Genomic DNA, 16,283 nt, shown 5'->3' with positions numbered 1-16,283 from the left:
CTATCCCTTTTCAATTTTATAACTTAATTTCTTCCTCTTTGCTATTAAAGAATCGAAATTGTGTGAGGTAATACGAGGAGACAGTTTTAATCTTAATCCATTTCCCATATTTGAAAAACCATTTAAGTCTTCTCGAGATCAATCCCGACTTAATGTAAGCCGCGATATATGGATGTACACAAAGCGTTACATCTTTTTCATTTTGCTCTTGAAGAATAAAGCTCAAATTGTTTTCAATATCATCTAGCAAAACAATGCTGGATCGTATTTCGCCAGTTCCTTCACATGCGGGACATTTTTCACTTGTCACCACACTCATCTCTGGTCTTACGCGTTGTCTGGTTATCTGTACCAATCCAAATTTACTTGGTGGCAATATGGTATGTTTTGCGCGATCATTCGCCATACATTCCTTTAGATAACCATAAAGCTCTTTCCGATTGGCCGGTTTGTGCATATCGATAAAATCGATTACAACAATACCTCCCATATCACGCAGGCGCAATTGCCTTGCGATTTCTTTTGCTGCTTCTTTGTTTACCAGAAGCGCATTTTCCTCTTGGTTTTCTTTACTAGCAATTCGGTTTCCGCTGTTCACATCCACTACATGGAGTGCTTCGGTATGCTCAATCACAAGATAAGCACCACCTTGCAAATTCACCGTCTTGCCGAAAGACGCCTTAATTTGTTTTTCAATGCCGAAGTGATCAAAAATAGGCTCTTTGTGTTTATAGAGCTTTACAATTTTTTCCAAATCGGGAGAAATTTCCTGTACGTAAGATTTTACTTCTTCATACAAGGCATTATCATTGACATGTATATGCGTGAACTCGTCCGTCAAAATATCGCGTAAAATGGTAGAAGCTCTATCCATTTCGCCCAATACTTTTTGAGGCGGTTCAGCAGTCCTAAGGCGTTTGGTAAACAGTTCCCATTTCGAGATTAAGTCTAGCAAGTCTTTTTGTAATTCTTCGACTCCCTTTCCTTCGGATACCGTACGTATAATCACACCAAAGTTTGCAGGTTTAATACTTTCTACAATCTTCTTGAGGCGTGTACGTTCAGCATTGCCTTTAATTCTCTTGGATATGGAAACCGTACTTGAAAACGGCACCAATACAACAAATCTACCTGCAATAGACAAATCCGAACTTAATCGGGGTCCTTTGGTAGAAATGGGCTCTTTGGCAATTTGTACCGGTAAAAGCAAATTACGGCTTAAGATGTCCGAAATTTTTCCTGCTTTATCGATGTCCTTTTCAAGCTTTAAACTACTGAGCAGCATCTCCTGATAGCTGCCATTCTTTACTATTCGCGTGAGCTTGAGTAATGACTGAACCTGAGGTCCTAAATCCAAATAATGTAAGAACGCATCTTTTTCGTATCCAACGTCTACGAAAGCGGCATTCAGGCCTGGCATAATCTTTTTGATTCTACCCAGATAAATATCACCTACGGCAAAATTATTATCGGCCTGTTCCCTGTTCAGCTCAACAAGCTGTTTGTCCTGTAGTAAAGCAATAGTCACTCCTTTTTCGGGAGTTGAATCGATAATTAGTTCCTTTACCAACAGCTACACATTTAAGATTTGTAAAGCAATTACAAACCTGATACAACATAAAAACTCGTTAATGAAAAAATACAATCTATGATTCTACCGTAGTAAAACCATAGATTGTATGTAGTCTTTAGTGGCTAAAGCCTAAAAGACAAACAAGCTTATTTCTTCTTGTGTCTATTTTTTCTTAAACGTTTTTTACGCTTGTGCGTAGCCATTTTATGTCTTTTTCTTTTTTTTCCGCTTGGCATAGCTTTAATGTTTTTAAATGATTATAAAAAATAAGTTAATTACTTGCTTAGTTCTTCTACACGTCTGTCGATGAACTGTGAAAGCGTCGGGTCAGATGCCAATTCCTTACTTTTCTGAAAAGCAGCAATTGCTTCATTCTTTAACCCCATGTTTTCGTATCCTGTCGCTAAATAAAAATATGATTCAGCATCAGGCTTCAATTCGACAACTGTTTTAAAACGGTCAACAGCTTTATCGAATTGACGAGACTGTAAAGAAAACAATCCCAGTGTTTTGTTTGCCTGAATATTTTTAGGGTCCTTTGCTACAACTTCTCTCAAGATCGCGATTCCCGACATCGGGTTGTTTGTTCCTGTTACCATTGCTGCCCCTAAACCTGTCTTTGCATCCAAGTTGTTTTCGTCTAGCGCTGTAGCCTTTTCATACGATTGAATAGCCAATCGATTCAATTCCTTTGCCATCGCTGTATCCTGCAAATTTGTGTATGCAGAGCGAAAAGCGTCGCCAGACTTCAACCAATATTCAAATTTAGGAGAAATTTTTGCCATTTCCTCATAAATAAATCCCTGAGGAGCATATTTAGCTAAATCATCCCATTTTTGGGCTAATTGCCCTAACAAAGAAATCTTTTCCTCACCATCCGCCTTAGCAACCTTTTCTTCTAAAGCAGTGATCTCCTGCGTCAAACCGGCATCTACGCCTTGTTTGGAAACATCAGAAACGCTCTTAAAGTTATAGGTAGACGAAGCTTCCGCGGTTGCTGAAGTCGCGCTTTCTTTATTTTCATTTACCAAGCCTTTGATAGGCCGTGCCAATAATACACCCATAAGAGCCACCACTAACACTACAACGACAATTTGCTTGGTATTTAACATAGTTTTTTAGTTTTATTTGTTCCCTTGTTTTACTTTCTCAACAAAAACTTTTGCTGGTTTGAAGCTTGGTACAAAGTGCGCCGGGATAATTATAGCTGTGTTTTTTGAAATGTTACGAGCTGTTTTCTCTGCTCTTTTCTTAACCACGAAGCTACCAAAACCTCTAACGTACACATTCTCGCCGCTAATCATTGCATTTTTTACAACTTTGAAAAATGCCTCAACTGTTTCTTGAACATCTACCTTCTCTAAGCCTGTTTTGTTAGAGATCTCCGCAATAATTTCTGCTTTAGTCATATCTATTTTTACTGTAATTATTTATTTCTCAACCCTTAACGCATGTGTTGTTTGGGGATGCAAAAGTATCTTTTTTTTATGATGTTTAAAAATTTATTTATGTTTTTTTACCAAAGATGACCAAAGCGAAACTTTTCTGTATCAACATCTTATCCAAGAATAACCAAATGTGTGCTTATGACACTCGCTCGATGTAATTAACTAGATAACTAATTCTCAACATTTTACTAGACGGATAACAAGGCGGTCTTCAGCACATTCATATCATTTTCCGTGTGATGTGCAGCCACTACAATTCGATTCAGCGGTTGATCCGTGGGTAATGGATATGGGAAACTTGAGATCAAAATTTCCTTTGCCAACAGCTTCTCAAATGCCCCTAGCTTGTTTACGGTAAACACAGGAAAACGATCAATATGGTTAATGCCTTCACCCACGTTCTCTTGCATATATGTAACGTTCTTTTGCATCTTTTCGACCTGTGCTTTATATATAGCTTCACCATAAACCAAGGCGTACATTGCTGCTGGGCTCGCCGGCGATGCTCCCATAAAAAACGGAGATTGCTTAAAAAATGAAGCCATCTCCTTCGATGAAAGCAAAATTCCAGCATCTGTTCCCATTCCCTTCGCTAAGGACGCCACCACAATCAATTCTACCGGCATATTTTCTTGTATATCTCGTATATCAACAAAACAACGATTCGCCTCTCGCACGCCGATTCCATGCGAATCATCTAATAAAAGGTATACCTTATTTCTGGAGTCTATTTCCCGAAAAGCAGAAAAATCATATTGTGTTGGCCGCAAATTATCCATGCTATTCGCTATGACAACAAAACTATTCGCTGTAGAACGATTGATATAAGATACCGTATCCTGCGCCCAGTCCTCAAAAGTCTTCTCCTCTGTCGTCGTTGCGCCATTCAACCATAAGGCGGGATGTGTTCCTGGTGCATAAATCATTTCACCTTTAGCCTGCAATTGCCGAACAGCTAATTGAGCGGCGAGATACCCACTCGATAGTAACGTTGCCTCTTCGAAACCAAATCGTGCGGCCATATTAGCTTCCGCTTCCGCATAAATACCTAATTGTATATTATTACTGCGCGAGGTACCATTATTCAAACCATACCGATCAATCCCTTCCTTATATATATCAATATAATTGGGTTCCACCAACAAGCTTAAATAAGCTGTTCCCCCAAAAAACAAATATGGCCGATCATTATGGTGTATAAACCGTCCTGTGGGTTGGTTCAGCTGTTGTAACGGATTCATGATTTTCATAGCTAAACCTCAAATCTAGCTGAAATAATGGTTTTTACAAAAAAGGGAATTCTTTTCGAGCAATTACTGATATAATCCTTTTTTATCAATAAACTCGATAACCTTGTCCGGCGTAAAGAAATGAATATTTTTTCCTTCTTTAACCGATTGACGAATAAAGGTGGATGACAGCTCCATTAATGGCGTTTCTGTCATAGTAATCGATGGATGCTCTTTTAGTACGCCACCATCGTATCCTGGTCTCGGATATACATATATTGGATAATCTCGCAAGATGACTTCGTAATTTTTCCATTTGGGAAGCCCCGCAAGATTATCTTCTCCCATAATAAGAGAAAATGATTTATTCGGGTATTTTTCCGCTAGGTGTATCAGCGTATCGATCGTATACGAAGGTTGAGGTAAGGAAAATTCGATATTGGAGCTGCGCAGCGATTCACTTTCATGAATCGCTAAATTAACCATCTCCAATCGGTCATACATATTGCCCAAGCTCTTTTTCTCCTTAAATGGATTTTGAGGAGATACCACAAACCACACCTCGTCCAATGTTGTATAATTGGCCATGTAGTTTGCAATAATAAGATGACCAATATGTATTGGGTTAAAGGACCCAAAAAAAAGACCGACTTTATTTGCCATTATTTTTCTAAAAATGTCAAAACCATTTCCTCTGCTTCAGCACAGGCCACTTCTAGTTCAAAATTATTGAGGACTACATCAAACTTATCCGCGTAGCTGAGTTCTAGTTCTGCTTTTGCAAAACGTTCCTGCAGCTTCTCTTCGGAATCTGTACCTCGACCTCGTAAGCGCTCTTTCAACACGTCAAATGATGGCGGATTAACGAAAATCGCCAACGCCTCTTCTGGGAATTTAGACTTCAAGCGTAACCCGCCTACCACATCGATATCAAAGATAACCGATTTGCCCATTGCCCAAATGCGTTCTACCTCTTTACGCAAAGTACCATAGAATGTTCCCGCGTAAACCTCCTCAAACTCAATAAACTCTTGTTTTGCAATCTTGTGTAAGAAATCTTCCTTCGACACAAAATAATAATCCTTTCCATCAACCTCGCCTGTCCGTGGTTCCCGGGTGCTCGCCGAAATAGAAAAGGCCAATTTATCACTGTGCTTTTCTAACAAGCGTTTAACAATAGTCGTTTTTCCTGCGCCAGATGGGGCAGAGAATATAATTAGTTTACCACCCATTAGCTATAAAACGTTTAACAGTTGTTCTTTGATTTTCTCGAGCTCCTCTTTCATCCGTACAACAATCTGTTGTATTCCGGCATCATTCGCCTTCGAACCCAACGTATTAATTTCACGCCCCATCTCTTGCGAGATAAAACCTAATTTCTTTCCGTTAGAATCTGAAGCGCTCAATGCTTTGATAAAATAATTACAATGACTGCGTAAGCGAACTTTTTCTTCCGTTACATCTAGCTTATCAATATAATAGATAATCTCCTGTTCGAATCGATTCATATCTACATTTTCTTTTCCTACAGCTTCATCCAAATAGTGAGATAGTCTTTCACGAATCAACGGTATCCGACTTCCTTCCACACTCTCCACCTCAGTAAGATAAGTCAAAATCATATTTACACGACCTTCAACATCGTTTTTTAAGATTTCGCCTTCATCTTCTCTAAACTTATTGAACTTCGCAATTGCAGCATAGAAAGCATCCATTAAAACACGTCCTTCTTCCTCATCCACGGTATCATCTTTTGCTGTTACCACTTCAGGCATATCTAATGCTAAGGCAAATAAAGAAGCATCCGTATCCCCCAATTGTGTTGCTATTTCCTGTAATTGTTTATAATATTTACCAAGAAGTTCCGCATTGATTGTGGAGGCCTTAGCAGTCTGATCAGCATACTCAACCGTAACCATCATATTCACTTTGCCTCGTTCAATCAGCTTACCAGCCTCCGAACGTAGCGCCAATTCTTTATCCGACACAGCTTTGGGAAGCCGTAAACTAAGTTCGAGAAATTTAGAGTTCAGGGATTTTAATTCAACGGTATATTTTACTTTCCCATTTTCCTGAGAACCAATACCATACCCTGTCATTGATTTTATCATATGCAAAGGTAGAAAATTTACAAAAGTAAAACTCGAAATTTAATAAAAACCTTTCATAAAGTGTCTTACCAGTCGTGTTTAGCAATAATTACACATAAATAGCTTTTATAAGGATTGCCTTTTTCCAGCTGTACAAAACCAATTCCAATATCATACAGCGAGCCGTTCCACTTATCCATACCCAATACATGCTTACGATGCATAAAACCAGGCGAGCCTTTACCAATAATAAATGCTTTAATTCCATCTACTGCCGAAGCATGATTTGCCGCTATAGATTCAAAATTATTCGTTGAAATTTTCTTTAACCAGTCACCATTTAATGTATATCCGTATTTATTTATATAATAGTTAGGACCAATTCCCTCTGGTGTTACATGGTCAAAATACCCTCTATTAGCCATGTCATAGGCCCGAAATTCTGCTGTTTCCGCCAATTGTTCGTTCCAGTTCAATTTCAGTTTGGATACCTGTTTAGCGTCAAAGCGAACACCCAAACTTTTCATAAATTTAGCCGGGTTCTCCCGAACGCTTTTTAAATATTCAAAGGCAGCCTGTGCTTCGGCCTTATTTACATGAATACCCTTACGTTGCGCCACGCATGTAAGGGGAAGAATAAAAAAAAGAAAAATATAGAGCGGTCGTATCATCATGCTTTAAAAATGGACGTCATGTAAAGATTTTGCATATTTTTCAATAACACAAATTGAACCAAAAAAGAAAAAGGAGAAACCTTTTATCATGGGTTTCTCCTCTAATTTTATATAACACGCTATCGTTTAAAATCTAAGCGTTTTCTTTTTTACTTTTTAGCTTTTCCTTTACGACCTCGAAAACAATCGGCAAAACGGAAATAACGATAATCAATAGGACGACTTTAGAGAAATTGTCTCTTATTAAAGGAATATTTCCCAAGAAATACCCTGCGAATGTAATACCTACGACCCAAAGGAAAGCTCCCACGACATTATAGGTTAAAAAAGTGCCGTAATGCATTTTACCTATTCCACCTACAAAAGGAGCTAACGTTCTTACAATCGGCACAAAACGCGCAATAACAATTGTTTTACTCCCATATTTCTCATAAAAAGCGTGTGTCTTTTCGATCTGCTCCGGTTTAACCACCTGCTTACCAAAAATTTTGAATCGGGTTATCCCCATTCCAAATCGTTTTCCGATAGAATAGTTGAGTGAGTCTCCCGTAATTGCAGCTATAAGCAATAGAAAAACCATTAACCATATATTCAAATCATTAGGTTGCGCCGCAAGCATCCCTGCAGCAAAAAGCAATGAATCCCCCGGCAAGAAAGGCATAACCACCACACCTGTTTCTACGAAAATGATCAGAAAAAGAATAAGGTACGTCCACGTTTGATAGTTATTTACTATTTCTACCAAATGCTTATCAATATGCAAAACAAAATCAATAAGGCTATATATCCACTCCAAAACGCGGGCTCTTAAATATTATTTAACATAACAGGCATCACCAACATCAAAACATCCTCGTTTTCTTCCTTAATTGCCGGAATTAAAAGGCCTGCTCTATTTGGTGTACTCATTTCAATCACAACCTCCGAAGAATCTAAATTATTCAGCATCTCTACCAAAAACTTAGCGTTAAATCCAATCTCCATATCCTGACCTTCAAACTGACAACTCAACCGTTCGTGTGCTTCGTTAGAGAAGTCCAGATCTTCCGCCGAAATATGTAATTCACTTCCAGAAATCTTCAACCGCACTTGGTGTGTTGTTTTGTTTGCGAAGATTACCACGCGACGAAGTGTATTTAAAAAAAGAAGTCTATCAACCGTCAATTTATTCGGGTTAACTTGCGGAATAACGGCTTCATAATCGGGATAACGCTCATCGATCAAACGACAGATTAAATGAATATTTCCAAACTTGAAAAAAGCATTTGTGTTGTTGTACTCGATCGAAACGCTGCTATCATCAGAAGGCAAGGACGACTTCAATAAGTTAAGTGCTTTTTTAGGTAGGATCAAAGACGTTGGTTTATCCGATCCAATATCCGTTCTGCGGTATCTTACCAATTTATGGGCATCGGTTGCTACAAACGTAACCGACTGCTCTGCCAACTGAACCAATACACCTGACATCGCTGGTCTTAGCTCGTCGTTACTAACGGCAAAAATCGTCTTATTGATTGCTTCCGATAATACAGATGTGCCTATACTAACGGTCGACCCATTATCTACCACCGGTATCTTCGGGAAATCGTCTGCATTTTCGCCACTTAATTTGTATTTACCATCTCCGGCACTAATTTCTATTGCTAAGGTTTTGGTATCAACCGAGAAAGCAACGGGTTGATCAGGAAGAGTTTTTAGTGTCTCGATTAAAATTTTCGAAGGCATGGCCACTCGTCCTTCTTCTTTCGCTTCAATTTGTAAGGAGGTTACCATACTCGTCTGAAGGTCTGTTGCCGAGATGGTCAACAAATTATCTTTGATCTCGAATAAGAAATTCTCTAGAATCGGGAGTACAGTACTGCTGCTTGAAGCACCGCTAATTGCCTGTAATTGTTTTAATAAAATTGACGTGGATACAATAAATCTCATTTCCTGAATTTTATAGATTTTTATATGCAATATTACAGAAAAGAATCTACATTTTATAAACTGGAGGGCTGTTAATTCTTATCACAACTCAATTAATTCGTATGTTTGTACAAATTAACTATGCACTTTAAAGAAATAATAGGCCATCAACAGGTCAAGGATCATCTTCTACAAACCGTTCAGGATAACCGCGTAAGCCATGCACAGCTTTTCTTGGGTCCGGAGGGGTCGGGAAGCCTCGCCCTTGCCTTAGCCTATGCGCAATATATCAACTGTGAGAATCCTTCGCCAACAGACAGTTGCGGACAGTGTAGCGCTTGCTTAAAGTACCAAAAACTTATCCATCCGGATCTTCATTTTTCTTATCCTTTCTTTGCTAGTGGCGAGAAAGATGTGGCAACAGTTTATGTTGAAGAATGGCGTAAAGCATTTCTGGAAAACCCCTATCTAGGCCTTACAAACTGGCGAAACCAATTAGACGCCGGCAATAAACAAGCAAATATAAATATCGCTGAAGCGCATGACATCATCAAAAAACTAAGCCTCAAATCTTTCGAGGCGGAATACAAAGTTTTGATTATGTGGCTTCCCGAATATCTTGATGTACAAGGAAACGCTTTACTAAAGCTTATCGAAGAACCACCAGCCAAAACACTTTTTTTATTAGTGGCGGAAAATCAGGATAAAATACTCAATACCATTATATCGCGCACCCAATTGGTTAAGATCTTTAAACTGGGGCATCAGGATGTCAAAAGCTTCCTCATCGCAGATAAAGGCCTTTCCGAAGAGCGTGCACATGAAATTGCCTTCATCGCAGACGGCAATATTCAAACGGCTATAGATTTACTTGAAGAAGACACGAATCCATACTTCAATTTATTGATTAATTGGCTCCGTTTCGTTGTTACAGATGCGGGCTTACAACTGATTAGAACCAGTGAAGAAGACCTCTCAAAATTAGGCCGTGAAAATCAAAAAAATTTCCTAATTTATGCCATCAATATGTTGCGCCAAATTGTGCTCTTACAACAAGGGCTTCACGATTTGGTCCTCATACAGGGACAAGAATTAGACTTTGTCAAGAAGTTTAGTGACAATTTTCAGCTGGAGCAGCTGGAGGCAGCGATCGAACTCTTGGAAAAGACACATTATAAAGTAGAACGCAACGCTAACCCTAAAATATTATTTTTAGATTTATCTTTGCAATTAGTATTAATATTTAAGTACAAAACGATCCCGCAAGGGACTCAATATATATAACGAAAAAAATATGGGATGTGGCAGTTGCTCGTCCGGAGGAGGTTGTGGTAGCAATACCGTAGGAACAACACCTGCAGGATGCCAGAATAATGGCTCATGCATGACCAGCGGATGTAATAAATTAGATGTATACGATTGGCTTTCCGATATGGATTTGCCTTCAAATTATAAACCATTCAACATTGTAGAGATTCGCTTCAAAGGCTCTCGTAAAGATTTTTATATCAATACAGACAACCTATACTTGGAGATGGGCGAAATGGTGGCTGTTGAACCTTCTACGGGAGGGTATGACATTGGCCACGTATCGCTTACCGGAGAGTTGGTTCGCTTACAACTGAAGAAAAATAATGTAGACCCGGAGAGTGTTCTCAAGAAAGTTTATCGCAAAGCAAGCGAATCTGATTTTGTCAAATTTAATGCAGCAAAAGATTTAGAATGGGAAACGATGCACCGTGCCAGGAATTTGGCTTTGGAGCTCGGTTTATCCATGAAGATATCGGATGTCGATTATCAAGGTGATAAAACAAAGGCGACTTTCTACTATACTGCTGAAGGGCGTGTAGATTTTCGGGAGTTGATCAAACGGATGGCCGAAGCATTCCGGATTCGTATTGAAATGCGACAGATCGGGATGCGCCAAGAAGCGAGCCGCTTGGGCGGTATTGGTTCATGTGGGCGTGAGCTTTGTTGTTCCACGTGGCTGACCGACTTTAAGACGGTTTCTACTTCCGCTGCACGTTATCAAAACTTATCGCTCAATACACTTAAATTAGCTGGACAATGTGGTAAGCTAAAATGTTGTCTCAACTTCGAGTTGGATAGCTATATGGATGCATTGAAAAATATACCAAACAATGTGGATCGTATCGAGACCGAGAGCGGTGTCGCGTATCTACAGAAAACGGATATTTTCAAAAAAATCATGTGGTATTCGTTTCCTGGTGCCGAAAATTGGATTCCTTTGGAAGTAACGACAGTTAAGGAATATTCCGAGATGAATAGAAACGGCAAAAAACCGGCCCAGCTGTTCACGACCATCGAGATCGAAGAAGTACAAAAGCCTATTTCACACGATTACGAAAATGTGGTAGGACAGGATTCTTTGACCCGCCTAGACGATAAAAACAAGAAGAAGAAACGTAAGAAATCGACAAAAGGACGTAAGGATACTCCTGCCGGAGCAACTGAAAATAAAAAACCGGCACCGGTAAAAGCAGAAACAACTAAGAACGAAAAAGCTCCTGTAAATACGGGTGGCGCTCCTGTTGCGAAAAATACAGAAGAAAAACAAAACGGCGAAAACAAACCGAAAAAACGCTTCAATCGCAATAAGAATAAAAATAAAGGAAAATCTACGGACAATAATGGTCCCAAAAGTTAGGACACAAAACAAAGCAATTTCCGTATGAGAAAGATCGTATTTACAGCATTTTCTTTTCTTCTACTTTTCGCTACCGCGTGTGAGCAGCAGAACTTTTATGAAGTAAATAAACCCATTCTTAACCGTTCGTGGGCATACAATAGTATGCCCACCTTCGATGTTAAGATTGATGACAACAAAGCCCATTATGATGTTTACATCCATGTGCGTCATACGGGTGATTATAATTACTCCAACCTATTCTTTCTTCTCCATGAGAAAGGTCCAAAAGTACAGGATACCGCCTATCGGTATGAAGTAAAATTTGCGGAACTTGATGGCCGTTGGATGGGTAAGAATGCAGGAAGCCTATATAGTAACGAAGTCTTGGTCAAAAAAGATTTTACCTTCCCGGATACCGGTCTATACCATTTTTCCGTGGAACAGAACATGCGGGAAAATCCATTAAAACATATTGCTGACATAGGTATTAAGCTTATTAAAAAGCCCTAATGCTTATGAAGATCCTACGCTGGTTCTTACTCCCTATTACCCTCTTATATACCGTAATCGTTTGGTTCAGAAATCGCTTATATGACTATGGTATACTCAAAAGTACAAGCTACAATCTTCCAGTAATCGTTATTGGCAACCTTGCCGTTGGAGGTACAGGAAAAAGCCCCATGACAGAATATGTTCTTCGTCTCGTAAAGGACAAATATCGTGTTGCTGTCCTCAGTCGCGGCTATGGCCGTCGGACCAAAGGTTTTTACTATGTCGAATCTACATCTGATGCGCGTGATGTTGGGGATGAACCGTTACAAATTAAACGTAAGTTTCCAGATAATACCGTTGCTGTCTCAGAAAATCGATGTATAGGTGTTGAAAAACTAAAGGATAAACATGATGCCATACTTTTAGACGATGCCTTCCAACATCGTAAATTAACCCCAAGCTTCTCCATTCTTCTTTTCGATTATCAATCGCTGCAGGAACCTATTTTAAGCCTTCCTACAGGTAATTTCAGGGATCTCTTACAGGAAAGTCGAAGAGCAGACGTTATCGTCGTCACAAAAAGCCCAGAGGTCATACATAGTGAGGAAAGATTTGCTATCGAAACCCGTTTCTTAAAATATACAAAAGCACCTGTTTTTTTCTCACGGATAGCTTATCAATCCATCATCGACAAAAACCAGCAGTTCTTTGATACAAGTCTATTACAAGATACGGCTGTTCTCCTATTAACCGGAATAGCCAACCCTATACCTTTATATGCGTATCTGAAACCACGTTGTATACAAATGGAGCATATCTCCTTTCCAGATCACCACGCCTTTACGGATACGGATATTAATCGTGTTGTTCGTACTTTTAATAACATCCTGAATTCGAAGAAAATCATATTGACAACAGAGAAAGATATGCAACGACTACCACAGTCCTTCATCCTCGCATATCCTATTTATTATATCCCCATTACACAAGAAATTGCTTTTAACCAAAGCGATGTATTTAATACGCTTATCCTCCGATCTTTCGTAACAGACTGAAGTGTTAATTAGTATAAATTGATGTTAATATACACTAAATAACACAATGACTATGAAATACTTACGTTTATATAACATAGATTTGTATAAACATAAATAGTATTGATTATGAGAAATTTCAAAATCTTAGCTACGATCTTATTCCTAGGGATTAGCATCAGCTATGCGCAACAAAGACCTGCTGGAGGAATGCGTGATATAACGCCTGCCACGCGCGCCAAGAACACCGTAGAAAGGTTACACAAAGAATTAAACCTGAGTCAGAGCCAGCAAGACTCTATCTACAATTACACATTACGACAAGCCGAACAACAAAAAAATCGATTTGATCGTTCTAAAGAAAATAAAGATCGCGAAGCAATGCGAAAAGAAATGCAGGCTTATCGTGCAGAACATGAAGCGAAAATCAAATCGTTTCTTACTAACGAACAGAAAGAAAAGTATGATAAGCTAGAGAAACCAGGGGAACGTCGTCGTCCAGAAGCTCGCCAGTAAGATCTTTATTGAGCTTATAAAAAAGTAAACACGCTATAGGGAGGTCCTGTCTAACACACAGGACCTCCCTTTCTTGTATCAAGTCTCTTCTAATTGTATCAATAGGCTAAAAAACAGAATAAATAAACAATACAATATTAACAATCTTAAAATCAATTATTTAACAATAAAAACAAACAGATTTATAGAAAATCATTCTGTTAAGGAATGTTAAAATGTAACATACTTGATACAATAAAAACAATAAACTGATCTATTTCAGAGTTATTAGTGTAAAGAATTTATTACAAAAAGGTTTAACATTTAAAATTCAAAGTCATGAAAAAATTATTTTTAACAGGAATCAGTTTATTATTTGCCGCTACTTTAACATTTGCACAAGAAGTAAAACCTGAAGAAAAAGCAAAACAGGAAACCGTTACGTTGACTGAAAAATTAACATTGACCGAAGATCAACAAAAAACCGTGTTTGATTTGGTACTCCAAGGCGAAACAGCAAAAGCAACATTACGTGCTGATGCAACCCTTTCTCCTGAAGCTTGTGTAGAAGCTTTAACTAAAGTACAAGCTAATGTAGATACACAAGTAGCAGAGAAGCTTTCTGACGAACAAAGAGAGATCTTTGCAAAGATTGTATCTGAAAGACCAAAAGAAGAGGCTCCAGCAGCTCCAGCACAAACTGAAGAACAGGAACAACAACAAGAAGAATCTTCTACATTGTAAATTTGATAAAAATATCATCTACCCGTAGGAACATTTAGTAAGTAAAATCGGCGGAATCAGCATTTGATTCCGCCTTTTTTATGCCTTAGGTTTTCTATGTTAATTCAACCCGGCCTGCGGTAGGCAAGCTTGAAGCTCGTACCTTTTACCTTCCTACGAAAGGACACGAGCCAAAGGCTCGCGCCAGCAAGGAAATCAAGAGGGGCCTCCACGTTAGTTCGAGCTTCAAGCTCGGACTTATCACTATTTACTATCTAAGAGCACACGAGCCGAAGGCTCGCGCGAGCAGGAAGGCAACAGGCAACCAGTGTGACTTTGTTCAAAAGGAAACGAAGAAGATTAAGATCGACAATAAAAAAGAGCGAAATCAATATGATTTCGCTCTTTACACATTCAAAAATTTAAGCAACAGCTGTTGCTTAAGAAGTCTTAAGTTTCTTTTGTATATCCTGTACGTAGGTTTTAAATTTTTTATCTGTCTCTATTAAGTCTTCTACTGTTTGACACGCATAGATAACTGTGGAGTGATCCCTTCCGCCAAAGAAGTTCCCAATAGATTTTAAAGACGATTTCGTATGATTCTTTGCAAGATACATGGATATCTGACGTGCTTGAACGATTTCTCTTTTGCGCACCTTAGATTTAACCATCTCGACAGGAACTTCAAAATATTCACAAACCAATTTCTGTATATATTCCATCGATATCTCTTTGTGTGTATTTTTCACAAAGTTCTTCAGCATGGACTTAGCCAGGTTCAAATCAATATCCTTCTTGTTCAAGGTCGATTGTGCCAATAAAGACACCATTGCCCCCTCTAATTCACGAACGCTATTGTCGATTTGTGTCGCCACATACTCCACCACATTTTCGGGTAGTTCAATACCATCAGAATACATCTTCTTTTTAAGGATAGCCATTCTTGTTTCCAAATCTGGTGCTTGGATATCTGCCGATAAGCCCCATTTAAAACGACTAAGAAGGCGTTCTTCCAATCCTGATAAATCTTTAGGCGCTTTATCCGATGTTAAGATAATTTGTTTTCCAGACTGATGCAGGTGGTTAAAAATATGGAAAAAGATATCCTGTGTCTTTTCTTTTCCAGCGAAGTTGTGCACGTCGTCCATTATGATCACATCCATCGCTTGATAGAAGTTCACAAAATCATTAATGGTGTTGTTCTTCAAAGAATCTACAAACTGCTGACAGAATTTCTCACAAGAAACATAGATCACCAACTTATCCGATAGATTCTTTTTAATTTCATTACCTATTGCCTGCGCAAGGTGTGTCTTTCCCAATCCTACATCACCATAAATCATCAACGGGTTGAACGATGTCCCTCCGGGCTTATTTGCTACAGCAAAACCTGCAGATCGCGCTAACCTGTTACATTCTCCTTCAATAAAGTTTTCAAATGTATAATGATGGTTCAACTGTGGATCTACTTGCAACTTCTTCAACCCAGGAATCACAAATGGATTCTTGATATTTTTATTTAATGCTACAGGTACAGGGATCGACTGTTTTTTTCCTTCTGCACCATTTCCGTTAGATGGAATATTAGTAGTATATGGTGTATTTGCTGATGATTTATCGACAATGATATTATACTCTAAACGCCCTTGTTCACCTAAAAATTTCTTTATCGTTTTACGTAATATTCCAACATAATGTTCTTCAAGCCATTCGTAAAAGAAAACTGAAGGTACCTGAATAGTTAAAACGCTTCCATTAAGACCGACTGCTTTTACTGGCTCAAACCAGGTCTTGAAACTCTGCGCCGGTATATTGTCTTTGATTATCTGCAGACAGCTATTCCAAACACTTGTACACGTTTTTTCCATTCCTAAATTGTTAATAACTTGAAAACCAATATTCGACAAAAAAATTGTTTATAACTTTCTCTCAAGACGAAGATGACAAAAAATTCCGAGTTAAAAAAC

The 16,283-nt window shown here is 38.7% G+C and carries 17 protein-coding genes; 6 read left to right on the top strand and 11 right to left on the bottom strand.

Features of this window, described 5'->3' with window-relative positions:
- Positions 1-16 precede the first annotated feature (16 nt).
- The 10 genes from E2P86_RS00085 to dnaN all read right to left on the bottom strand — a co-directional run bounded on the left by E2P86_RS00085 (position 17) and on the right by dnaN (position 8,943).
- A complete protein-coding gene (locus tag E2P86_RS00085; protein ID WP_085473404.1) occupies positions 17-1,570 on the bottom strand; it encodes an Rne/Rng family ribonuclease in 1,554 nt (517 codons plus the stop codon).
- Between the two features lie 278 nt (positions 1,571-1,848).
- Positions 1,849-2,685 (bottom strand): tetratricopeptide repeat protein, encoded by an 837-nt coding sequence (locus E2P86_RS00080; RefSeq protein WP_134429933.1) that lies wholly within the window; start codon positions 2,683-2,685, stop codon positions 1,849-1,851.
- 12 nt (positions 2,686-2,697) lie between these two features.
- Positions 2,698-2,982, bottom strand: a complete 285-nt coding sequence (locus E2P86_RS00075; RefSeq protein ID WP_085473406.1) for an HU family DNA-binding protein — start codon at positions 2,980-2,982, stop codon at positions 2,698-2,700.
- A gap of 227 nt (positions 2,983-3,209) precedes the next feature.
- Positions 3,210-4,271 (bottom strand): aminotransferase class I/II-fold pyridoxal phosphate-dependent enzyme, encoded by a 1,062-nt coding sequence (locus E2P86_RS00070; protein ID WP_240775544.1) that lies wholly within the window; start codon positions 4,269-4,271, stop codon positions 3,210-3,212.
- A 63-nt stretch (positions 4,272-4,334) separates the two neighbouring features.
- On the bottom strand, positions 4,335-4,913 hold the full coding sequence (nadD, locus tag E2P86_RS00065) for a nicotinate (nicotinamide) nucleotide adenylyltransferase (RefSeq protein WP_134429930.1): 579 nt from the start codon (positions 4,911-4,913) through the stop codon (positions 4,335-4,337).
- Positions 4,913-5,482, bottom strand: a complete 570-nt coding sequence (gene gmk, locus E2P86_RS00060; RefSeq protein WP_085473409.1) for a guanylate kinase — start codon at positions 5,480-5,482, stop codon at positions 4,913-4,915. Before gmk ends, nadD begins: the two co-directional genes overlap by 1 nt.
- A gap of 3 nt (positions 5,483-5,485) precedes the next feature.
- On the bottom strand, positions 5,486-6,361 hold the full coding sequence (locus E2P86_RS00055; protein ID WP_134429927.1) for a YicC/YloC family endoribonuclease: 876 nt from the start codon (positions 6,359-6,361) through the stop codon (positions 5,486-5,488).
- Between the two features lie 65 nt (positions 6,362-6,426).
- Positions 6,427-7,014, bottom strand: a complete 588-nt coding sequence (locus E2P86_RS00050) for a CAP domain-containing protein (RefSeq protein WP_134429924.1) — start codon at positions 7,012-7,014, stop codon at positions 6,427-6,429.
- Between the two features lie 133 nt (positions 7,015-7,147).
- Positions 7,148-7,810, bottom strand: a complete 663-nt coding sequence (locus tag E2P86_RS00045; RefSeq protein WP_085473412.1) for a DedA family protein — start codon at positions 7,808-7,810, stop codon at positions 7,148-7,150.
- A gap of 11 nt (positions 7,811-7,821) precedes the next feature.
- Positions 7,822-8,943 (bottom strand): DNA polymerase III subunit beta, encoded by a 1,122-nt coding sequence (gene dnaN, locus E2P86_RS00040; RefSeq protein ID WP_085473413.1) that lies wholly within the window; start codon positions 8,941-8,943, stop codon positions 7,822-7,824.
- A gap of 120 nt (positions 8,944-9,063) precedes the next feature.
- On the opposite strand from dnaN, the gene E2P86_RS00035 reads away from it, so the two are divergent.
- The 6 genes from E2P86_RS00035 to E2P86_RS00010 all read left to right on the top strand — a co-directional run bounded on the left by E2P86_RS00035 (position 9,064) and on the right by E2P86_RS00010 (position 14,337).
- A complete protein-coding gene (locus tag E2P86_RS00035; RefSeq protein ID WP_134429922.1) occupies positions 9,064-10,206 on the top strand; it encodes a DNA polymerase III subunit in 1,143 nt (380 codons plus the stop codon).
- A gap of 10 nt (positions 10,207-10,216) precedes the next feature.
- Positions 10,217-11,590 carry a PSP1 domain-containing protein gene (locus E2P86_RS00030; protein ID WP_206367983.1) on the top strand — a complete coding sequence of 458 codons (1,374 nt, stop codon included), beginning with the start codon at positions 10,217-10,219 and terminating at the stop codon, positions 11,588-11,590.
- A gap of 24 nt (positions 11,591-11,614) precedes the next feature.
- Positions 11,615-12,082 carry a gliding motility lipoprotein GldH gene (locus tag E2P86_RS00025; protein WP_085473416.1) on the top strand — a complete coding sequence of 156 codons (468 nt, stop codon included), beginning with the start codon at positions 11,615-11,617 and terminating at the stop codon, positions 12,080-12,082.
- A 5-nt stretch (positions 12,083-12,087) separates the two neighbouring features.
- Positions 12,088-13,119, top strand: a complete 1,032-nt coding sequence (lpxK, locus tag E2P86_RS00020; RefSeq protein WP_134429916.1) for a tetraacyldisaccharide 4'-kinase — start codon at positions 12,088-12,090, stop codon at positions 13,117-13,119.
- A gap of 108 nt (positions 13,120-13,227) precedes the next feature.
- Positions 13,228-13,614: a hypothetical protein gene (locus tag E2P86_RS00015; RefSeq protein WP_085473417.1), complete on the top strand. Its 387-nt coding sequence runs from the start codon at positions 13,228-13,230 to the stop codon at positions 13,612-13,614.
- Positions 13,615-13,932: 318 nt separating this feature from the next.
- Positions 13,933-14,337, top strand: coding sequence for a hypothetical protein (locus E2P86_RS00010; RefSeq protein WP_085473418.1), 405 nt, complete (start codon positions 13,933-13,935; stop codon positions 14,335-14,337).
- A gap of 419 nt (positions 14,338-14,756) precedes the next feature.
- On the opposite strand, the gene dnaA is transcribed toward E2P86_RS00010, so the two are convergent.
- Positions 14,757-16,184: a chromosomal replication initiator protein DnaA gene (gene dnaA, locus E2P86_RS00005; protein WP_085473419.1), complete on the bottom strand. Its 1,428-nt coding sequence runs from the start codon at positions 16,182-16,184 to the stop codon at positions 14,757-14,759.
- Positions 16,185-16,283: the final 99 nt, after the last annotated feature.

The organism is Sphingobacterium psychroaquaticum, assembly GCF_004421025.1.
In the GTDB taxonomy this organism is placed as follows: Bacteria; Bacteroidota; Bacteroidia; order Sphingobacteriales; family Sphingobacteriaceae; genus Sphingobacterium; species Sphingobacterium psychroaquaticum.
Note: the sequence above shows the minus strand (reverse complement) of the source record. Positions and strands in the feature narration are given on the sequence as shown.